Here is a 19,930-nt window from a genome sequence, read left to right as displayed (position 1 = left end):
TTGTGCGTGCAGTGGTCCATGGAATGTGCAGGGAATTACCGGTCAGGGGCTCAACTAGCTGCGTCGCGCCCAGTCGCAGAGCGTCGGAACCATACGCTCTACGAATTCTTCGAAATCTGCCGCCGTGTTGTACACGTGCGTTGAGAGACGGAAATATCCGACTCCCCCGAAACTGGTGAATGCGGCCTCGACGTTGAACTCGGTGACGACGCGGTTGCGCAGGGCGTCGGCTTCCGGATGCGTGCGGGCCAGGCCGTCGGGCAAGCGCACCAGGCGCAGCGCGTTGGTGGAGGCTCCGACATCGACGCGGTGGTCTTGGCCGGTTTGCTCGGCGAAAGCCGTTGCGATGATGCTCTCGGCGTAGTCGGCGAGCGCAGTCATGTAGCGACGGGCGCCATCCCAGCCCCAGGTATCCGCGATGAATCCCGTCGCGGTCGGGGCAGCGAGGTAGTTGGTCAGATCGAGGGTGCCCTGGGAATCGAAGCGTTCAGGGAATGCCAACGGGGCGCCCCAGGAATCGATCAACGGGAACAGCTCATCGCGAAGATCGGAGCCGGCGACGAGTACCGCCGTGCCGCGTGGTGCGCAGCCGAACTTGTGCAGGTTTCCGACCCAGAAGTCACAGTCGATTCCGTCCAGCGGATCGGCGTAGAGGCCCGGCACATGCGCCCCGTCAACAAGCGTGACGATCCCGCGTTCGCGAGCGGATGCCGAGATCGCGGCGACCGGCATGAACCGCGCTGTCGCCGAGGTGATGTGGTCGATCACAATGAGCCGGGTCTTGTCGGTGCAGGCATCCATGACCGCGTCGTGCGCCTGCTCCGGCGTGGCCCCCAACGGAACATGCGCGGTGCGCACGCTGCCACCCCTGCGTCGGGCCATGCGTTCGGCCCCCATCGTCACGGCTCCATAGCCGTGGTCAGTGACTACGATCTCGGCGCCCAGCGGCATCGGCAAACTCGAGTACACGACGCTGGCACCCGCACTTGCGTTTGGAACGATCGCCGCGTGCTCCGGTGCCGCGCCGAGGAAAGCTGCGAGCTCGCGGCGCACCTCACCGATCCGAGTCGGCAAGAAGGAGAACCAGGCGACCGGATCGGCATCCATCTCGGCACGGAGGGCATTCTGGTGTACTTGGGCGACGCGGGGCACCGCACCGAATGAGCCGTGGTTGATGTGCAACGCTCTCGCCGAGAGCGTCCACGCTGCAGCCGCCGGGGCGCCGTCAGGCAGGGTGAGCGCGCGCGGGCCGACGGCCAGAGCGGCAGTAGTGGGCGCGTTGGTCGAGGTCATCTCGTTATCACTTCCTTGTGTGTGCACAATCTGCGCCGGCACCCCGCCCGCGGTTCGCCAAGTTATTGGATGACTTGGCTATAACCGCGACAAATATGTCGACAAGTGGGAGCATATAGACGAATTCATCAGATAACTAGCCATATGTTGTTACGTCTGAGTTACGTCATCAGACATCTTTTGCGCCGTATGCTGATCACTGCGTGCACATCACGCCCTCGGCAGGAGGCACATAATCAGCGCTATCGACGACGCATTCCACGGGCTGCGCCACATCATTGCTTCTGGCGAACTCACTCCTGGCCAGCAGTTCCCGTCCGAGGCGCAGCTCTGCGATCGCCTGCAAGTATCGCGTGGCTCGCTGCGTGAGGCGGTCCGCATGCTTGGCGCACTTGGCGTGATCGAATCTCGCCACGGCTCAGGCACGTACGTGTCAGCGCTTGGCCCGGACAACATCATTGGGGCGCTGGCCCTGACCGTCGACCTCATGCCACTCGAGGGTCTGATCGACATGTTCGAATCACGTCGCGTGCTCGAATCTCACGCAGCTTCACAGGCCGCAGCGCAGATGACGGATGCGGTGGCGCTGGAGCTCAGCGCGATCCTCGATGAACTCGAACAGGCCACAGATCTTGAGACCGCCTCAGACCTCGACGCGCAGTTTCACGATGGCATCAGCCTGCTCGCGCAGAATGCCACGATTGCTGTGCTCTTGCGGGTGTTCCGGTCTCGGTCCCGGTCGTATCAGCTGTTCGATCTGCCCGCGGGGCCGGAAATCAAGGCACAGAGCGATGTTTCGCACCGCGAAATCTTGAACGCCCTGATCGCTCGGGACCCGGCGACCGCTGCAACGGCAGCCTCTGCTCACGTTCTTCAAACCGAGCGTTGGGCGAGGGAGCACCGACCTGCGGCTCGCCCACGGCCTCCCGCCTCGACCTGAGCGTTGGCTGCCCGCCTTTATATGGCTGGTAGCTCAAGGCTCCGCTGCCATCACGGGAGTTAACGATAAAGACTCCCCGCGCACCCGCCAGAGCCCGGTTACCCTTGCTACGTTTCCGTCCTGGGGGAGTTGGCCTGGATGGCGCCACGCGGGGAGCCATGAACCATACTAATCGAACTCTGCGCATCGCGCGATCCACGAGGTCAGCTTGCACCTTTGCTGGTGCGGGCGTTCACTGGAGTCGGAGGTATCACCCATGAGAATCGCCATTGCAGGTGGGCACGGCAAGATCGCGTTGCTCCTCGAAAAACAGTTGTCAGACGCCGGCCACCAGGCCGTTGCCCTGATTCGCAACCCTGAGCATGCCACCGACGTGTTGGTCGCTGGAGGGATACCGGTACAGATCGACCTTGAGGCGATCGATGCAGCAACTCTTGCGACCGATTTGCAGGGCGTTGAAGCGGTTGTCTTTGCAGCGGGCGCAGGTCCGGGCAGTACGGCAGAGCGAAAACTGACCGTCGACCGTGACGCCGCGATACTGCTGGCCGATGCGGCAGAGGCGGCGGGCATCCGTCGCTACGTGCTGGTCTCAGCGATGTCGGCCGATGACTTCGACCCGGACTCTGACGACGTGTTCCAGGTCTACTTGAAGGCTAAGAGCGAAGCGGATGCCAACGTGCGGGGCCGCAGCCTCGACTGGACGATCGTGCGCCCGGGGAGCCTCACCGACGATCCGGCAACCGGCACCGTGAATCTCGCCGCGTCGACCGGTCGCGGCAGCATCCCTCGAGCGGATGTCGCCGCCCTCCTCGCCGACCTCCTCGTGACCGGGGAAGCCGTGCGTACGCAGTTCGAGGCGATCAGTGGCGACGTTCCGGTGCGGGACGCCGTTGCGGCTCTCACCAGTTGACCCGCGTTCGCGATCGACGCGCATACCGGTTGAGTTGCCCGTATTTTCGGCCGCTCGCCTCGAGGTGGCACGAGCACCCTCTCCGACCGGGTAAGATTCTTTGAGGTCGTTGTCCTTCGGGGTACGACTCAGTTGGAGAATTCGCCTAGTGGCCTATGGCGCACGCTTGGAAAGCGTGTTGGGTGAAAGCCCTCGGGGGTTCGAATCCCCCATTCTCCGCCAAAGAAAGAAGAGCCAGGCCGAAGGTCGGGCTCTTCTTTCTTTTAACAGGAATTGTGATTCGAGGAGGAGTGAGGGCGGAGCCCGAACGACGGGGTCCCCCATTCTCCGCCAACAACGTAACGCCCGGCCTCAGGTCGGGCGTTACGTCGTTAACAGGATTGTGATTCGAGGCGACTCGAGGGCGCCGCCGCAGTTTTGCGTGATTTGTTGCTTAACGACTAAACGTTGTCCAAAATAGGCCACATCAGCGCTGTGACAGGCTTCCAGCGGACGGGCTAGCTCGATGAGTGCGACCCAAGAACCGCCGCAATGACACACCCCCCAAAGTGTGGCTATGACGCATGCGCAAAGTGGGGCAGACTCGGGGGGTACACCATCGTTCTGCCCCCGATTGTTGGGGCAGACTCGGGGGTGTTTGATACCGCAGCGCAGCGCTCAACGCGGTAGCTTTCACTAAATACATAAAATCCTGGCGCTGGGGAGCGTCAGGCGCCTGCAGTTGCAGGTGATTTCATCGTCAGATTTTCTAGGTCAATTGCGTTGGGGGAACATCCCCGCCTTGCCCTGAATGAATTGAGCTAAGGGGTCAGGGTGTTGTTCGAGGGGGCGCAGCGTGCGACGGAGTTACGTCCGCTTGGGCACCTCTTCAAGCAGGGCCTGACTGCCGTTCTGGCGTTCTTCGTTCCCCTGTTCGCCGTGCTCTATTGGCTCACCATTCCTCGCGGTCTCTGGCTCCCCGTCGCTATCGTGCAGGTCATTGCGGCGTCGTGCATCTTCTACGCCATCTACTCGCACCAACATCTCAAGATCGTCGTCTCGCCCATCGGGTTCACCGAGCGTGGGTTCTTCGGACGCACGACGCGATACTCGGCTGCCGCCGTCGACAGCATCATGATGGTTGAGTTGTACCAGAGCGACACCCTCGACACCCATACCAATCTCTTCGTCAGGAAGTCAGACGGCACCGTGGCCCTCCGCATGCGCGGACAGTTCTGGGCACTGGCCGACATGGAAACGGTCATCGACGTGCTGGCCGCGCCCATCATCCGTGTCGAAGAACCCGTCACCCTGCGCGACCTCAACCGCACGAGTCCTGAGCTGTTGTACTGGTTTGAGCGCCGCCCCGTCGGAACCCGCGCGGCCCGCTGAGGCCAGCCGAACGACAGTCCCCGAGAGCTGACGCTAGCGCCGGCGCCTCGTTCCGAAGATTCCTGCGACGACACCCGTGAGAATGGTCTTCGTCACCGACGATCCGAGCACCTGTTCGACAACGGATTTCTGCGGCTGCGACCGGGTACGTGCGCGCGAGGTACCTGTGGTCTCCTTCATCAGTCGGTCGTATTCGGCCTGCGCCTTCTTCTCCGCCGCGGTCTGTTGGGTTGCGCCTGAGGCACGTGCTGATTCCCTGGCCGACTCAGCTTCGTTGGCCGCCTCTAGCTTCTCGGCGAGCATCTCCCTGGCCGATTCGCGGTCGATGGGCGTGCCGTACTTCGCGAACAGGGGCGAGGCATGGGCAGTCTGCTCGATCTGCTCCGCCGCCGTCGGCACCATCGACCCCTGCGGTGCCCGCAACCGGGTCCAGGCGACCGGGCTCGGCGCGCCCTTCTCGTTCATCACCGTCACAATCGCCTCGCCGGTGCCGAGCGTTGTCAGCACCTCAGCGAGGTCATAGCCGGAGTTGGGGTACGTCGATACCGTCTGGCGCAACGCCTGCGCGTCGTCGGGGGTGAACGCCCGCAGTTGGTGCTGAACCCGCGACCCGAGCTGCGACAGCACGTCGGCCGGCACATCCTTCGGCGTCTGCGTCACGAAGAAGATGCCCACTCCCTTTGAACGGATGAGACGCACGGTCTGCGTGATCGACGCCAGGAAATCCTTCGACGCGTCCTTGAACAGCAGGTGGGCCTCATCGAAGAAGAACACCAGCTTGGGCTTGTCGAGGTCACCGACCTCCGGCAGGTCGTTGTAGAGGTCGGCGAGCAGCCACATGAGGAAGGACGAGTACAGTGCTGGCTTGTCCTGCACGCCTGGCACCTCGAGCAGGCTGACCACTCCCCTGCCGTCGGGCGTCTGGGCGAGGAATTCAGCGGTGTCGATCTCGGGTTCGCCGAAGAAGACATCCGCTCCCTGGTCGGCGAACGTGATGAGCTCGCGCAGGATCACCCCCACCGTCGCGCTGGAGAGGCCGCCGAGTTCGGTGAGCTCACCCTTGCCCTCCGGGCTGATCAGGAAGCTCAGCACAGCGCGCAGGTCGGTGAGGTCGAGCAGCGGAAGCCCAGCTTTGTCTGCGTAGTGGAAGACCAGGCCAAGGCTCGACTCCTGGGTGTCGTTCAGGCCGAGCACCTTGGAGAGGAGCAGCGGCCCGAAGCCGGCGACCGTCGCCCTGATGGGTATCCCGGTGCCGATGCCGCCGAGGGAGAAGTACTCGGTGGGCGTCGCGACGGGCTGCCAGTTCTGCCCGATCTCCTGCGTACGCGCCAGAAGCTTGTCATTCGGGGTGCCGGCTGTTGCGATGCCGGAGAGGTCGCCCTTGATGTCGGCCGCAAACACCGCGACGCCGTTGGCCGAGAGCTGCTCTGCCAGCACCTGCAGCGTCTTGGTCTTGCCCGTTCCAGTGGCTCCGGCCACCAGGCCGTGCCGGTTGGTCATGGCCAGCGGGATACGAATGGGCACGTCAGGTCTGGCCTCGCCGTTGACCAGGGCACCCATTTCAAGGGCGGGCGAATCGAAGGCGTAGCCGGCGCGGATGGCGTCGACATGGCTGTCGTCGAGCGGGCCGCCACTGGCTGAAGCGGATGCCGCACTCGGCTCAGCGGCGGTCGGCTGCGCCGCCTGCGTGGCCCGCGCCAGCGCTTCGGCATGCGTGGCAGCGGCAACGGCTGCCTCCTGCGCCCGCTTGACCGCCGCCTCCGCATCGGCCTGCGCCTGTTTGGCTGCGGCGAGGGCGGCATCCGCCTCTGCCTGTGCTGCTGCTACCGGATCCACGTCGCTGGGGCTCATGGCCAGAAGTGTAGGCCGCGTGCTCACCCGGTACTAGGCACAGGCCGATTTCGCTCGTTCGTCCTTGAGCGCACGAGCCGTCAGGAGCACGCTGGAGGTATAGACAACGTCTCCACGATTGGCCAGCGCCTACGAGGTGAAGCGAGGATACGCATGACCAGCGATACACGTGAAGAACACGCTGCCAGTACGGAAGCTCGGCGGCTCTACCGAGGCCGAAACCTCGTCTCCGGCCTGCTGCTTGGCGTGGGAGTCGCAGCGTTCATCGACGAAACTGTGTTCCACCAATTGCTTCACTGGCATCACTTCTACGACAGGTCAACGCCGGATGTCGGACTCGTCTCTGACGGGATCTTCCACGCCTTCGGGTGGTTCGCCATGGTCGGCGCCCTGTTTCTGCTCGCGGACCTGTTTCGTCGGCATGCCGTGTGGTGGACACGATGGTGGGGAGGCGTTCTTCTTGGCGCAGGGATCTTCCAGCTCTATGACGGGACGATCCAGCACAAAGTGATGGGATTGCACCAGATCAGGTACGACGTTGATCTCCTCCCCTACGACCTGACCTGGAACATCCTCGCCGGCATCATGATCGTCATCGGCCTCATCCTGGTGATTCGGACACGTCACTCGGCTGCGACGACCGTGCCAGCACCTCCCCCACCTGCACCCGCACCCGCACCCGCACCTGAGAACCTTGCCTAACCACGCTCCGGGCAATCCCGCAATCCTGGGTGTCGTACTGAGCCTGGGGATGGTGCTCGTCGCGCTCGCCTATGTCGTGCCCGCAATTCGAAATCGCAGGCGTCGACCATGGCCTTTGTACCGGTCGGCGCTGTGGATAGGCGGCGTGCTCGCTGTGTGGGTTGCCGCCGTCGGACCCATCGCCGATGCGAGCCATGAGAATTTCAGCGCCCATATGGTCGGGCATCTCCTTCTGGGAATGCTGGCGCCGCTTCTGCTGGTGCTCGCTGCCCCCATAACGCTCGCACTTCGCACCCTCGACGTTGTACCCGCACGACGACTCTCTGCGGTCCTCAGGTCACCGCTGGTTCGCTTCTTCACGCATCCGATCGTCGCAACGGTGCTGAACATGGGCGGGCTGTGGGCCCTCTATACGACGGCGCTCTACCCGGCCATGCACGACAACGCACTGCTCCTGTTCGTCGTGCACATCCACGTTTTCGTCGCCGGCTACCTGTTCACTGTGTCCATGATCAGTGTGGATCCCGCTCCGCACCGTTCTGGCTACCTCTATCGGGCCATCGTCCTGGTCATTGCCTTGGCCGGGCACGACATCCTGGCCAAGTACCTGTATGTGCATCCGCCTGCCGGGGTTCCTGCGCCCCAGGCGGAGATCGGAAGCATGATCATGTACTACGGGGGCGACGTTATCGATCTCGTCGTGATTGTCGTGTTCTGCAGCCAATGGTTCGCAGCAACCCGACCGAAGCCGCCCAGGGTTGCTCTGCCGAGCGCGAGTTCAGCCTGAAGGCGCGAGCCGGAAACCTATCGGCCGCGCAGCAGTTCGATGGGCGTTGCCAGCGCCCAGTCGCGCACGAGGCCCTGCCGCACGGTCACCCCTGTGCCCGGCCCTGTCGGCACGCGCAACTGACCCGTGTGCTCACCGTCGCCGAGCACGAAGGGCTCCTCGATGAGGTCCTCGGCGAAGTACCGGTCAGATGCAGAGGTATCGCCGGGCAGCGTGAAGCCAGGCAGCGCGGCGAGCGCCACATTCGCAGCCCTGCCGATACCGGTCTCCAGCATTCCGCCGCACCACACAGGTACCTCAAGCGCCTGGCATACGTCGTGAATGCGCACCGCTTCCTGATACCCGCCGACGCGGCCCGGCTTGATGTTGATCACCGATGTCGCCCCGCGCTCGATCGCGTCAATGGCCACGTCGACGTTCACGATCGACTCGTCGAGACAGACCGGCGTCGCGATGGCCCGCGCCAACACCGCGTGCGCTGCAATGTCTTCTTCGACGAACGGCTGCTCGATCAGGAGCAACCCGTAGGCGTCGAGCTCGCGCAGGTGGTCGATGTCTTCGACGGTGTACGCGGTGTTCGCGTCGACCTGGAGTGGGACATCCGCCCCAATGAGAACGCGCACGGCGGCGACCGGCTCGAGGTCCCAGCCCGGCTTGATCTTCAGCTTGATGCGCCGGTAGCCGGCCTCGACGTAACCAGACACCTCGTCGAGCAACGTGTCGAGGTCTGGGCTGATGCCCACAGACACTCCGCAGTCGACCCAGTCGGCTGTGGCGCCCAGATACGTGCCCATGGAGATTCCGGATGCCCGCAGCTCTGCGTCGAGGATCGCCGCCTCCAGCGACGCCTTGGCCATGCGGTGCCCCACTACGAACGTCAGCAGGCCAGCGATGCTCTCCGCTGTGATGTCATCGGCGGCCAGCAACGCTGGGGCCAGGTAGTGGCGAATGACGTGTTCGCATCCGTCGACGTACTCAGAGCTGTACAGCGGTCCCTCCCCCGCAACGCACTCTCCCCAGCCTTCGGTCTCAGCGCCGGCCGTGCGTCCGCGCACGTGAACGAGGAGCACCACCCTGGCGACCTGCCGGCCGAACGAGGTCTCGAAGGGGCGCACGAGTGGCATCGCTACGCGGTGCAGGGTGATCGATTCAAGCTTCACGCGGGGTTCCGTCCGGAGGGTCGGTGGTGAGCACAGGGTCGCTGGTGAGCACGTAGTCGTTGATGGCATTCAATTCGGGGCGCAGGCCGACTAGGAAGGCGTCGGTGAAGACGGTACGCGACTGCTGGCGCATGGCGGCGGCGGTCTCTGGCTCTGCGACGCGCAGCTGCTCGAAGTCGGGAGCAAGCTCGAAGCCTGCTGTCGGCGTCCAATTCGGCGGGGCAACACCGGTCAGGGCGTTGTTCACCCGGGGAGAGGCCAGATTCCAGCGCACTTCGAAGCGGTCGCTATGGTCGTTGCCCGTAATGGCATCGTCGAGCTGCCCATAGAAATCGGGCAGGAATCGCACAACCTCGGCGCCCAGCTTCACCAGGTTGAAATGGGCGTTGCGACGGATGAGCGGGTCGAACGTCCACCGCATGTCGGTGACACCGTGCTCGAGGCAGAGTGCCCGCTGAAACAGTTTGATGGCGTAGCCGACGCCACCGCTTCGCCGCCACGGCACCACCGCAGCCATATGGGAGTGCAGATGGACGCCGTCGTTCCAGCCGAGGAACCCAAGCGCCGCCCCGACGGGCCGGCCCTCTGCGACAGCAATGAGCACGGTGTTGCCTGCGTAGTCGAGCGCGAGAAGCAACGAGCGGTCTGGGCTGCGTCCGAGCCCCCACGTTCGTTCGAATAGTCCAACGACGGCGTTCATGTCACCCGGTTCGGCCATCCGCACGCTCACCCCTGCCGCCTCAGCAGCAGCATCTGCCTGGCGGTATGCGGCGCGCACGAGTTCGGGGTCAACGCTCATGCATTGAGTAGACCACATCGGTCGGCCACCACGCAGCACCAGAATTGTCATCGGCAGAGGTGCCGCTGTCGTTGTCGCGGTCATTGTCGTTGTCGCTCGCCATCACAGCTGAGACCTGTTCACTCGGCTGCGATGGCGAGACACCGATCAACGGACAAGTCTTCTGCCCCCCACGTATAGCTAATGCCCTCAGGCATCCATCGTCCACCCCTGAAAGGGGTGCCACCAGGCCCGAGGGCAGGGCGAGAACGCAGCCCTGGCCAACGCGCAGCCCTGGCCGAATTCAGCGAGCCGCCGGCGTTCGCTCCTCCAGGCCCCAGGCCTGGCCATATCCACCGGATGCCTCCGGCGCTTTCATCAGGTCAAGGTACGGTGTGGCATCGAAAGACTCAGGACCCCGCACGCCGGTTCCCGTCCAGATCCCCTTCGCCAGCAGTTCGAGGGCGATGACCGGGTTCAGCGCCGTCTGCCAGACCACGCACTGCGCGTCGTACTCCGCCATCGTCCACTCGTTGTCGCTCACGTGATACAGGTAGACCTCGCGGGGCTGCCCATCGATACCGGTGCCGGTCACCCACACTCCGGCGCACGTCTTGCCCGTCATCCGCGGCCCGATCTGTGCCGGGTCAGGCAGGCTGGCGGCCACCACATCGCGTGGCGCGACCTCGACGGGCCCTGCAGCGCTTCGCACGCGCACCGGCGCCACGCTGTCGAGTCCGAGCAGGTGCAGTGTCTTCAGCACGCCGATGAATTCTTCGCCCAGTCCGTACTTGAAGGTCACGCGCTTCGCGTCAAGCCAGCGCGGCATCAGCAGCACCTCTTCGTGCTCGACGTTCACGCATTCAACGGCGCCGATGCCCTCAGGAAAGACGAAGGTCTCCGGCTCACTGAACGGCGGGGTGGTGTACCAGCCGCGGTCCTTCTCGAAGATCACCGGCGGGTTCAAGCATTCCTCGATCGTGGTCCAGATGCTGAACGACGGCGCGAAGACCTCGTTTCCGGATTCGTCGCGCACCACGAGGTTGGCGCCATCGCGGGTGCCGAGTTCGTCGATCTCGCTGAACAGATGGTCGGACGCGTAGCGCGCGAACACATCGGAGAGTCCGGGTTCGACGCCCATGCCAACGAGTGCGAGCCGACCTGCGCTCTCCCAATCGCCGGCCTGGGCGAACTGGTCGTCACCGAGCTTCACGCCGGTGAGTGAGTGTGGCTCTGTGGGGTGCGGCTCTGACAGGCTCATAGCCATGTCGATGTAGTCGGCCCCTGCGGCGAGCGCCCCGGCAAAGATCGTCGGCACGAACTTCGGCTCAACGGCGTTCATGACGTGCGTGATGGCGTGCTCCCTGGCCACCCGTGTCACCGCGTCTGGGTCACTCGCATCGATCTGGGCGGCGCTGAAGCGACTGGCCGTCTCTGCGCCGAGGCGACTCTCGATCGCCGCAATCGTGCGGATCGCCCTCGCCAGATCGAAGTCGCTCACCACGATGTGTTCGTAGAACGAACGCCTCGCCGCGATCTTCGCAATCGCGTCCCCAACGCCCCCAGCCCCGACAATCAGAATTCTCATGCCATGACGCTACAGTGCGGGGTCGGCTGCTGTCGCGCTTCCGCCGCGAAACGACCAACGCCACCCCAGGCCTACTCTGATGTGCGCGGCAGCGAACGATGTCGCATCCGCAACTGCCGCTCGCCATCGAGCCGTGCCGCCAGCGGCACCCACACCAGGAGGGCGACGCCGACGCCGATGAGCAGGCCGCCGATGGTGTCCGTCAGCCAGTGCGCGCCGAGATAGGTGCGGCTCAGCATCATGACGACGGTGTAGATCGCGCCGACAACCCAGACCCACACCTTCGCGAAGATGATGCCGAGCGCCACCGCCATGGTGGCGGCATTGGCGACGTGCCCAGAGGGGAATGAGCCGAAATCGGAGTGCACAAGGATGTCTTCTGGGCGCGCCCTGCCGAAGGTGTGTTTGAGGATCTGCACCAGCCCTGAGCTGACCAGCGTCGCCGCCAGGTAGTAGACGGCTGCGGTCGGGCGTTTGAAGACAAGAAGCAACACGATGATCGCAATCGGCACCACAAAGACGCCCACGATGCCGCCGCCAATGTAGTTCATGGCCAACGACGGAATCTCCCAGATCGGCGAGCGGTGCTCGACGATCTCATCCATCCATTCCACGTCGATGCCGGTCGGATTGCCGTTCGCCCTGATCACGAGCAGGGCTCCAAGCAGGGCGGCGAGAACGAGTGCTCCGATTCCGCTGATCAGCGGCCAACGTCGACTGAACCGCCTGGTCTTCGGACCGGCAGCGGTCTCAGCTGCTCCCTCATGCTCCATCTGCCCATGGTAAGTGACACTGCTACGAGGTCGCCCAGTGCCGCCGGACGACCCCGCCGCTACTATTCGGCGGCCAGCGTGTCGATGCCAGCGGCCAGCGTGTCGATGCCGGCGATGACAATCGTGACGAGGAGCTCAAAACTGCGATCAAGGTCGTCCGGCAGCTTGAACCCCCCGCCGAGTTCCAGCACGATGAAACCGTGCAGCGCTGAGCGCATGATCCGAATCGCCTCAACGGTGAGATCGGCGGGAAGGTCGAACCCGCGCAGAACTCTCGCCAGGGCGGTGAGTGTGGCTGCGCTGGCTGCGGCAAGTTCGGCATCCGCCGGGTCGGCAGGATCCGCTGCGACCTGCGTCGCGGCGTAGCGGCCAGGGTGGGCGGTCGCGAATGCCCGCATGACGTGTGCCACCGCCCTGAGCGCTTCCGGCCCGGCGCGGCCGATCGCCGCGCTTTCGATCGTGGCGGTGAACTCGGTCACACAGAGGATGGCAACCGATCGGCGCAGGTCTGTCAGCGACGCGACATGCTTGTAGAGACTGGGCACCGCCACCCCCACCTGCGCTGCGACAGCCGCGAGTGTCAGGGTGCCAAAGCCTGCGGTTCCCCCGGCATCGATGACGTCGAGTGCGGCGTTGGTGACCGCCTGGCGACTGAGCCCTGCCCTAGGCACGCGACGCCCAGGCATCCGTCACAGCGTCATTGCGCAGGGTGCTGCTTCGAAGAGCGCCGCTTCGAAGAGTACTGAGGAACTCGACCGTCGCCGGCACGACCAGGTCGGGGCGCTGAGCATGTGGATAGTGACCGGTCTGCGGCACCAGTGTCGAGTGCGCGTGCGCTCCGAGGGAGGCGATCCAATCGCTCTCGGCGGCTGGATCACGGTAATCGGGGTCCAGGTCGCCCACGAATGCCAGGATCGGGGCCGTCACCTCACCCAGCCTGGCCTCCACGACGGTGTGGTCGAGTTGCAGGGCCAGCTCTCTGAATGACCGCAACCGACCAGGCTCGCGCAGGGTCGAGCGGATGGCAGCGACATGCTCGTCCAGCCAGGGTGCGCGCGTTCCCTTGTTGAGCGACCGATAGAACGCCGACCAGAAGGCTGCGCCCCACGGCCGGGCGAGAGCGACGTGATAGAACAGCTGCATAGCGGCGCGCACGACGGCGTTTGTTGGCGCATCCCTCAGGATCGGCCCGTACATGACGAGTCCAGCGATCGCCTCAGGTCGCTCGGCTGCGGCCCACGCTGCGGCTGCCGCACCCATGGAGTTTCCGAGCACGACGGCCGAGCCGCCGAGTTCATCGATCAGGGCGAGCAGGTCTTCGCCCGTGGCCACATCTCCATGGACCCGAAAGGTGGTGTCGCTCTGTCCGTGTCCGCGGAGGTCGGTGACGGCCACGCGGAAGCCGGCGGCGACAAGCGCGGGGACGACCTCGCGGTAGCTGGAGCGCAGATCGCCCATGCCGGGAACGGCGACGACGAGCGGACCCGAACCGTCGACTGTGTAGGAGATGCGACCGTCTGGTCGTGCGAGGTAGCGCACATTCTGGCTTTCGGAAATGTTCATAGCCCTAAAGCTAATGGCATTAGCTTTAGCTGTCAACCCCTGCTTTCCGTGCCCTTCTAGTGCGCAAGGGCAGGGACGGAGCGCGGGCGCACGACGGTCCACAGCACGACGATCGAGATAAGGGAGGTCACGATCATCACCCCACCCATTGGCGTGGCCGTTGCGACACCGAGCAGGCCGACAATGGGCGACACCAGCCCGGCGATTCCGAAGTTTGCCGCCCCGAGCAGCGAGGCCGCCGTACCGGCCTCATGGCCGTGGGCGTTCAGGGCGATGACCTGGGTGCAGGGGAAGCTGAAGCCACAGGCAGCGATGAAGAACCAGAGCGGGATGAGTGTGCCCCACAGGCCGACGCCCGCCTGGTCGAGGACGACGATGACCACAGCCATGGCCGCCATCACAGCAGTCGTGACCACCAGGATCCACTGCGGCGGAACATCAGACGAGTGCATCAGCCGAGAACTGGCCTGCACGCCGATGATGACGCCGATGGAGTTCACCGCGAACAGCAACCCGTACTGTTGCGGGTTGAACGCGTAGACCTGCTGGAACAGGAATGGCGACGCCGACAGGTAGGCGAACAGGCCGGTGAAGGTCATCGCCCCGACAATCGCGACGCCGACGAAGACCCGGTCGGTGAGCACGGACTTGTAGCGCTGGCCCAGGGTGTTGTGCCCGGCAACGTGTCGTTCCTCCTTCGGAAGGGTTTCGACGATGAACAGCATCACGGCAGCGATGACCAGTGTTCCGTAAGCGGCGAGCACCCAGAAGATCCCGCGCCAGTCCATCACGAGCAGCAGCTGGGAACCGAGCACGGGGGCCAGCACCGGCGCGAGCCCGTTGACCAGGGCCAGTCGGGACAGCATCTTCACGAGGGGCTTGCCACCGAACAGGTCGCGCACCATGGCCATGGCCACCACGCCACCCGCTGCGGCGCCGAATCCCTGCAGAACGCGGAACACGCCGAGCCACAGGATGTCGTCGGACAGGGCGGCGCCAACGCAGGCCAATACGTGGAACGCCGTCGCGAGAATGAGCGGCAACCGGCGGCCGACCTTGTCGCTCCATGGACCGACAATCAGCTGCCCGACGCCAAAACCAATCATGGTGCCGGTCAGCGTGAGTTGGATCGCCGCCGTTGAGACACCGAGGTCGCTCTCGAGCATGGGGAATGCCGGCAGGTACAGGTCAATGGTGAACGGGCCAAGCGCGGTCAACGCGCCAAGAACCAGGATGTAGACCAGTCGCTGGCGGGCGGAAAGTCGATCTCCTGGGTGAAAAACAGAACTCACGTACTGGTGTCCTCGTCGTTATAAGGGGAAAAGGGAGTGCCTGCGCGCCGCGAACGGACTCAGGAAGCGATGGGGTGGAATCCGCTCGGGTCATCGAGCACGCGCTCGAAAGCGAGCTCAGCCGCCCCGATCATGAGCAGGCTGGAGCCCAACTCGGCCGCGGCCACCCGGACACTGCCGAACGGCGCCGGAAGCGCGCGCTCAGCCACGGCATCGTTCAGCCGCTCTGGGTCGACGGCGAGCAAGGAGGCCAGGAAGCCACCGAGCACGATCAGCTGGGGATTCAGAATATTGACGGCGCCGGCCAGTGCAACGGCCAGGTAGTCGAGCTGACGGTTGACGGTGTTGCGCACCTCCGCCGAATCAGAGTCGAGGAGCGCGGTTTCCAGCTCATCGGCATCCGCCCCACTCAGGCCAAGCACGGCGAGCAGGTCGCGGCGGGTGACTTCGGCTTCGAGGGTTCCGCTAACGCCGGTGGAGTCCGTGTGGTCGCTGCTGCTCACCCTGGTGTGCCCGAACTCCCCCGCATAGCCGGCGACTCCCCCGACGGCCACGCCGCCGACGATGAGGCCGCCGCCGATTCCGCTGGCTCCGCCGTTCAGGTAAATCAAGTCAGAGATGCCCTTGCCTGCACCGAAGTAGCGCTCAGCCATTGCCCCGAGGCTTGCGTCGTTGGCCGCGACGACCGGATAGCCCGTTGCTGCTTCCAGCATGTCGGCGAGTGGCTCGTCGACCCACCCAAGATGCGGGGCATGCCGCACGAGCCCGTCGTGCGCACGGACGAGTCCAGGCACGGCAACGCCAATGCCGACAACCCTGAAGTTCGCTGCAAGGTCGTCGCGCAGGTCGTCGATGATGCCGGCGGCGATGCTGACGGCCTCGACCGCCGTCGGCGACGTCTCGACCGGAAAGCGGATGCGCTGGTGCACGACACCATCGAGGCCCACGATACCGACAGTCACCGCATCGATTTCCGGGTTGATGGCCAGCGCCACGACACGCGCGCTCACCGCAACGATCGGGCTCGGGCGACCGACCTGATTGGTGGGGTCAGGGTCGCGTTCGACGGCGAGGCCGCGTTCGACGAGTTCGGCGACGAGCGCCGCAACCGTCGACCGGTTCAGGCCGGTGAGACGGGTGAGCTGTGACCGCGACGACGCGCCGTTCCGGTGCACCAGGCGAAGGATCGTCGACAGGTTGTGTCGACGAACGTCGTCGTGGTTGTTTCCCTGCACGGCTGCCCCCTCGTTACCAGCACAGCCGGCGCGTTGAATCCTCCAAGGCTACCGGCGATCCTGGCCATCACAGCGACAGCCCCGCTATTTGTGGTGATATTGTACAAATTCGCATCTGGGCGCCAGGCACTCGTGATGCGCAGGCAATACACCCGTGGTCGTCGGGTCCACGCGTGATGTAATCACCAGTGAAAGCGACGATGCATGAACACCGATCTGTCCGTAGCCGAGCTCCTGCAATACCGGAGCGATCAGACCGATCCAACCGACTTCGACGAGTTCTGGGCCGACACGATCGCTGCGGCGCGTGAGCTGGCCGCCGACCCCGTCATCGTGCGTGTCGAAACGCCCCTGACCTCGATTGAGGTCTACGACGTGACGTTCTCCGGCAGCGATGGGCACCCCATCCGCGGCTGGCTGCGCATTCCGGCAGGTGCACGCACACCGCTGCCCGCCGTTGTCGAGTTCATCGGGTACGGCGGCGGCCGTGGCCATGCTCTCGAGAACCTGCTGTGGGCATCCGCTGGCTATGTCAGTTTTCACATGGATACGCGTGGTCAGGGCTCCGGCTGGAGCCAGGGCGATACCCCAGACCCGGTGGGCAGTGGCCCCCAGCACCCCGGCATGATGACCCGCGGAATCGAGTCGAGAGAGACCTATTACTACCGCAGGGTGTTCACCGATGCGGTGCGAGCGATCGACACCGTGCGGGCACTTGACCAGGTGGATGCCGGCCGGGTCGCCGTCTACGGCGGAAGCCAGGGCGGTGGCATCGCGCTCGCTGTGAGCGGGTTGGTCGACGGCCTTGCCGCTGTCGCTCCTCGCGTGCCGTTCCTCTGCGACTTCCCGCGCGCCACCCGCATCACCGACGAGCACCCATACCGGGAGATCGCGTCGTACCTCGCCGTGCACCGCGACAAGGTGTCGCAGGCACACGGGGTGCTGGCCTATTTTGACGGCGTCAACTTCGCCAAGCGCGCCCAGGCACCCGCGCTGTTCTCGGCGAGCCTGATGGACGCGATTTGTCCGCCGTCGACGGTGTTCGGCGCGTTCAACGCCTATGCCAGCGACAAGGACATCTCGGTCTGGGAGTACAACGGGCACGAGGGTGGCGGCATCGTCGACTACGAGCTCGCGCTCACGTTCTTCGCGAATGCGTTCGCGACGAGTGGCATGGCTGCGGCAGTCTGACCAACCGGTGGTCGAGGAGGCCGCCAGGCCGTCTCGAGACCCACAGCCCTGAGATCGGGTTGCGTGGGTTTCGAGACGCGGCCTCGTTCCGCGGGCGCTCCTCAACCACCGGGAGCGTTCAGCTCACAGGCTAGAGAGCGACGGTACCGTCAGCGGATGCGACAGGGTCGCCCCCGGCGCGGCGCGCGCGGAATGCGACGGCAGGCTGCGAACCCGCAGCCGACGCGGTCACGGTGATGGCGTCATCCGCTGCCGTCACGGTGAAACTGATTGACGAACCGTCGAGTGGATTGGCCACCTCGACCGTGCGGCTGCCGGTGAAGCCGGGGTAGACCGTGATGAGTGCGTCCTCGGTGAAGTCGTAGTCGGGGCGGTCGCTTCGCGAGCCCGTGACAATGACCGCGCCCTCGCGCACCCACAGCGGGATGCTGTCGAACGCATGCGTCTCCCTGCGCCAGCTGCCGCCGCTGACCACTTCGCCCGTGAGGTAGTTGGTCCAGGTGCCGGCCGGCAGGTAGTACCGCACGTCGCCCGATGCGCTGAAGACCGGCGCCACGAGCAGGTCTGAGCCGAGCAGGTACTGCCGATCGAGGTAGTCGGTGGCAGGATCGTCGCCGAATTCCAGCTGCATCGGACGCATGAACGGGATGCCGTGGCGATGCGCCTCGAGGCCCACCTGGTAGAGGTATGGCATCAACTCAAGCTTCAGCGTCGTGAAGCGACGGGTCACATCAACAGCGCTCTGGCCCGGTGCCTCGCTGCCGTCATCGAACAACCACGGCACCCGGTAGCTCGTCGACCCGTGCAGGCGAGAGTGGCTGGACAGCAACCCGAAGGCCAGCCAGCGCTTGAACACCGCGGCATCCGGCATGCCTTCGAACCCGCCGATGTCGTGGCTCCAGTAGCCGAAGCCGCTGAAGGCCAGCGACAGTCCGCCGCGCAGCGTCTCGGCCATCGACTCGAAGCTGGAGGAGTTGTCCCCGCCCCAGTGCACCGGCTGCATCTGTCCGCCGACCGTGGCTGAGCGAGCGAACAGCACCGCGTCGCCCTCGCCCCTGTGCTCTTCGAGCACCTCGAAGACCGCCTTGTTGTAGAGCTGGGTATAGAGGTTGTGCATGACGAGAGGTGAGCTGCCGTCGTGCCAGACGACATCCGTTGGAATGCGCTCGCCGAAGTCGGTCTTGATGGCGTCGACGCCCTGGTCGAAGAGGTGGCGCAGCTTGCCCTGGAACCAGGTGACGGCCTCGGGGTTGGTGAAGTCGACCAGGCCCATGCCGGCCTGCCAGAAGTCCCACTGCCAGACCTCGCCGTTCGGCTTCTTCACGAGGTAGCCGCCCTGCTTGGCCTCCTCGAAGATCGGGGCGCGCTGCGCGATGTATGGGTTGATCCAGGCGCTGACGTGCAGATTCTTGTCATGCAGTCGCGCCAGCATGCCCTCAGGGTCGGGGAAGACGCGCGGGTCCCATTCGAAGTCTGTCCAGTTGAACTCACGCATCCAGAAGCAGTCGAAATGGAAGACACTGAGCGGCAGGTCGCGCTCCGCCATGCCGTCGATGAAGCTCGACACCGTGGCCTCGTCGTACTGCGTGGTGAACGAGGTCGACAGCCAGAGCCCGTATGACCAGGCAGGCACCCGCGCAGGGCGACCGGTAAGGCGGGTGTAGCGCTCCAGGATCTCCTTCTGGGTCGGCCCGTAGATCACCAGGTACTCGAGCGCCTCCCCCGCGACGGAGAACTGCACCTCTTCGACCGACTCTGTGCCGACCTCGAACGAGACGTGCTCAGGGTGGTTGACGAGCACGCCATAACCGCGGTTAGTGAGGTAGAACGGGATGTTCTTGTACGACTGCTCACTCGACGTGCCGCCATCGGCATTCCAGATGTCGATGGTCTGGCCGTTCTTCACGAGCGGGCCGAACCTCTCCCCCAGCCCGTAGACAAGTTCGCCGACGCCGAGCGACAGGCGGCCGTGCACATAAGCGGATGCCGGCGCCAGGCCCGTCGTCGTCACGCCAGACACTCCGGCGGGCTCGGTGGTGATGGGGGCGTCCGGCTGCAGCTTCATGTACCCGATCGACTTGTGGCCGCTCGAGGTGAGCACCTCGCCCGCGGCCTCGAAGGTCAGGTTCCACGGGGCGCCTGGCGCAATGCGCGCGGTGAGCTCGCCGGACGTCACAGCGCCACCGGCATCGGTCACCTCAATCTCGCCGTGGCCGTTCTCTGCCCCGACGAGGTCGAAGCCCGGCCCGACCTGGCTGCCGGTGTCCTTCTCAATGCGCACCCGGATGACACCATCGAGCGGTGATGTGAGCGTCACCCCGAGCAGTGCCCGGTTGAGCACATCGCCGCGACGCTCGATGACCTTGGTGGGGGCGGAGATGCGGAGCGCATCGCCACGCTGCTCCGTGCGTTGTACCTCGATGTCGTACGCCTCCTGGGCGTAGAGCGCGTCGACGCCGGGCCTGGCGTGCCAGAATCCATCGGTGAACTTCATGG

The 19,930-nt window shown here is 64.8% G+C and carries 18 protein-coding genes, 1 tRNA gene and 1 other RNA gene; 7 read left to right on the top strand and 13 right to left on the bottom strand.

The window, feature by feature from the left end; all coding sequences use genetic code 11:
• Nucleotides 1-54: 54 nt before the first annotated feature.
• Complete coding sequence (locus tag AC25Y4_RS07595) at nt 55-1,293, bottom strand: aminotransferase class V-fold PLP-dependent enzyme (protein ID WP_488119788.1); 1,239 nt, start codon at nt 1,291-1,293, stop codon at nt 55-57.
• 232 nt (nt 1,294-1,525) lie between these two features.
• On the opposite strand from AC25Y4_RS07595, the gene AC25Y4_RS07590 reads away from it, so the two are divergent.
• The gene (locus tag AC25Y4_RS07590) at nt 1,526-2,233 is read left to right on the top strand and encodes a FadR/GntR family transcriptional regulator (protein ID WP_488120445.1); all 708 of its coding nucleotides are present in this window, start codon (nt 1,526-1,528) and stop codon (nt 2,231-2,233) included.
• A gap of 64 nt (nt 2,234-2,297) precedes the next feature.
• Here AC25Y4_RS07590 and ffs read toward each other — a convergent pair.
• Nucleotides 2,298-2,394, bottom strand: an RNA gene (ffs, locus tag AC25Y4_RS07585) — signal recognition particle sRNA small type.
• 95 nt (nt 2,395-2,489) lie between these two features.
• Between ffs and AC25Y4_RS07580 the strand changes: the two genes are divergently transcribed.
• The 3 genes from AC25Y4_RS07580 (at nt 2,490) to AC25Y4_RS07570 (ending at nt 4,514) form a co-directional block, all read left to right on the top strand.
• Nucleotides 2,490-3,143: an SDR family oxidoreductase gene (locus tag AC25Y4_RS07580; RefSeq protein ID WP_488119787.1), complete on the top strand. Its 654-nt coding sequence runs from the start codon at nt 2,490-2,492 to the stop codon at nt 3,141-3,143.
• 134 nt (nt 3,144-3,277) lie between these two features.
• Nucleotides 3,278-3,365, top strand: a tRNA-Ser gene (locus AC25Y4_RS07575).
• Between the two features lie 591 nt (nt 3,366-3,956).
• Nucleotides 3,957-4,514 carry a hypothetical protein gene (locus AC25Y4_RS07570; RefSeq protein ID WP_488119786.1) on the top strand — a complete coding sequence of 186 codons (558 nt, stop codon included), beginning with the start codon at nt 3,957-3,959 and terminating at the stop codon, nt 4,512-4,514.
• Between the two features lie 33 nt (nt 4,515-4,547).
• Here AC25Y4_RS07570 and AC25Y4_RS07565 read toward each other — a convergent pair whose 3' ends face one another.
• On the bottom strand, nt 4,548-6,365 hold the full coding sequence (locus AC25Y4_RS07565; protein WP_488119785.1) for a helicase HerA-like domain-containing protein: 1,818 nt from the start codon (nt 6,363-6,365) through the stop codon (nt 4,548-4,550).
• Nucleotides 6,366-6,518: 153 nt separating this feature from the next.
• Between AC25Y4_RS07565 and AC25Y4_RS07560 the strand changes: the two genes are divergently transcribed.
• Both AC25Y4_RS07560 and AC25Y4_RS07555 read left to right on the top strand, forming a co-directional pair.
• Complete coding sequence (locus tag AC25Y4_RS07560; protein ID WP_488119784.1) at nt 6,519-7,067, top strand: DUF2243 domain-containing protein; 549 nt, start codon at nt 6,519-6,521, stop codon at nt 7,065-7,067.
• Nucleotides 7,060-7,854, top strand: coding sequence for a cytochrome c oxidase assembly protein (locus tag AC25Y4_RS07555; RefSeq protein WP_488119783.1), 795 nt, complete (start codon nt 7,060-7,062; stop codon nt 7,852-7,854). Before AC25Y4_RS07560 ends, AC25Y4_RS07555 begins: the two co-directional genes overlap by 8 nt.
• 17 nt (nt 7,855-7,871) lie before the next feature.
• Here the strand turns inward: AC25Y4_RS07555 and menC are convergent, their stop codons facing one another.
• From menC to AC25Y4_RS07510, 9 genes are all read right to left on the bottom strand, one after another.
• Nucleotides 7,872-9,014 carry an o-succinylbenzoate synthase gene (gene menC, locus AC25Y4_RS07550; protein WP_488119782.1) on the bottom strand — a complete coding sequence of 381 codons (1,143 nt, stop codon included), beginning with the start codon at nt 9,012-9,014 and terminating at the stop codon, nt 7,872-7,874.
• Entirely contained in the window at nt 9,004-9,813 is an 810-nt protein-coding gene (locus AC25Y4_RS07545) for a hypothetical protein (RefSeq protein ID WP_488119781.1), read from the bottom strand. Before AC25Y4_RS07545 ends, menC begins: the two co-directional genes overlap by 11 nt.
• The gene (locus tag AC25Y4_RS07540; protein ID WP_488119780.1) at nt 9,803-9,964 is read right to left on the bottom strand and encodes a hypothetical protein; all 162 of its coding nucleotides are present in this window, start codon (nt 9,962-9,964) and stop codon (nt 9,803-9,805) included. Before AC25Y4_RS07540 ends, AC25Y4_RS07545 begins: the two co-directional genes overlap by 11 nt.
• 132 nt (nt 9,965-10,096) lie before the next feature.
• Nucleotides 10,097-11,380 (bottom strand): saccharopine dehydrogenase family protein, encoded by a 1,284-nt coding sequence (locus AC25Y4_RS07535; protein ID WP_488119779.1) that lies wholly within the window; start codon nt 11,378-11,380, stop codon nt 10,097-10,099.
• A gap of 71 nt (nt 11,381-11,451) precedes the next feature.
• A complete protein-coding gene (locus AC25Y4_RS07530; protein WP_488119778.1) occupies nt 11,452-12,153 on the bottom strand; it encodes a phosphatase PAP2 family protein in 702 nt (233 codons plus the stop codon).
• 62 nt (nt 12,154-12,215) lie between these two features.
• Entirely contained in the window at nt 12,216-12,824 is a 609-nt protein-coding gene (locus AC25Y4_RS07525) for a TetR/AcrR family transcriptional regulator (protein WP_488119777.1), read from the bottom strand.
• Nucleotides 12,817-13,716 carry an alpha/beta fold hydrolase gene (locus AC25Y4_RS07520; protein WP_488119776.1) on the bottom strand — a complete coding sequence of 300 codons (900 nt, stop codon included), beginning with the start codon at nt 13,714-13,716 and terminating at the stop codon, nt 12,817-12,819. The genes AC25Y4_RS07525 and AC25Y4_RS07520 overlap by 8 nt, the downstream gene beginning before the upstream one ends.
• Before the next feature lie 56 nt (nt 13,717-13,772).
• Nucleotides 13,773-15,008 carry a multidrug effflux MFS transporter gene (locus AC25Y4_RS07515; protein WP_488119775.1) on the bottom strand — a complete coding sequence of 412 codons (1,236 nt, stop codon included), beginning with the start codon at nt 15,006-15,008 and terminating at the stop codon, nt 13,773-13,775.
• 59 nt (nt 15,009-15,067) lie between these two features.
• The gene (locus AC25Y4_RS07510) at nt 15,068-16,243 is read right to left on the bottom strand and encodes an ROK family protein (RefSeq protein ID WP_488119774.1); all 1,176 of its coding nucleotides are present in this window, start codon (nt 16,241-16,243) and stop codon (nt 15,068-15,070) included.
• Nucleotides 16,244-16,447: 204 nt separating this feature from the next.
• Between AC25Y4_RS07510 and AC25Y4_RS07505 the strand changes: the two genes are divergently transcribed.
• A complete protein-coding gene (locus tag AC25Y4_RS07505) occupies nt 16,448-17,434 on the top strand; it encodes an acetylxylan esterase (RefSeq protein WP_488119773.1) in 987 nt (328 codons plus the stop codon).
• Between the two features lie 130 nt (nt 17,435-17,564).
• Here AC25Y4_RS07505 and yicI read toward each other — a convergent pair whose 3' ends face one another.
• On the bottom strand, nt 17,565-19,928 hold the full coding sequence (gene yicI, locus AC25Y4_RS07500; protein WP_488119772.1) for an alpha-xylosidase: 2,364 nt from the start codon (nt 19,926-19,928) through the stop codon (nt 17,565-17,567).
• Between the last annotated feature and the right edge of the window lie 2 nt (nt 19,929-19,930).

The organism is Leifsonia sp. Y878 (assembly GCF_057669685.1).
The sequence above is the reverse complement of the archived record's forward strand: the minus strand, read 5'-3'. Positions and strand labels throughout refer to the sequence as shown.

What these genes read in the sequence shown, in the direction of transcription:
- AC25Y4_RS07545 (WP_488119781.1), bottom strand. Translation starts at nt 9,813, where the DNA reads ATGAGCGTTGACCCCGAACTCGTGCGCGCCGCATACCGCCAGGCAGAT.
- AC25Y4_RS07595 (WP_488119788.1), bottom strand. Translation starts at nt 1,293, where the DNA reads ATGACCTCGACCAACGCGCCCACTACTGCCGCTCTGGCCGTCGGCCCG.
- AC25Y4_RS07505 (WP_488119773.1), top strand. Translation starts at nt 16,448, where the DNA reads ATGAACACCGATCTGTCCGTAGCCGAGCTCCTGCAATACCGGAGCGAT.
- AC25Y4_RS07560 (WP_488119784.1), top strand. Translation starts at nt 6,519, where the DNA reads ATGACCAGCGATACACGTGAAGAACACGCTGCCAGTACGGAAGCTCGG.
- AC25Y4_RS07530 (WP_488119778.1), bottom strand. Translation starts at nt 12,153, where the DNA reads ATGGAGCATGAGGGAGCAGCTGAGACCGCTGCCGGTCCGAAGACCAGG.
- yicI (WP_488119772.1), bottom strand. Translation starts at nt 19,928, where the DNA reads ATGAAGTTCACCGATGGATTCTGGCACGCCAGGCCCGGCGTCGACGCG.
- AC25Y4_RS07565 (WP_488119785.1), bottom strand. Translation starts at nt 6,365, where the DNA reads ATGAGCCCCAGCGACGTGGATCCGGTAGCAGCAGCACAGGCAGAGGCG.
- AC25Y4_RS07580 (WP_488119787.1), top strand. Translation starts at nt 2,490, where the DNA reads ATGAGAATCGCCATTGCAGGTGGGCACGGCAAGATCGCGTTGCTCCTC.
- AC25Y4_RS07535 (WP_488119779.1), bottom strand. Translation starts at nt 11,380, where the DNA reads ATGAGAATTCTGATTGTCGGGGCTGGGGGCGTTGGGGACGCGATTGCG.
- AC25Y4_RS07520 (WP_488119776.1), bottom strand. Translation starts at nt 13,716, where the DNA reads ATGAACATTTCCGAAAGCCAGAATGTGCGCTACCTCGCACGACCAGAC.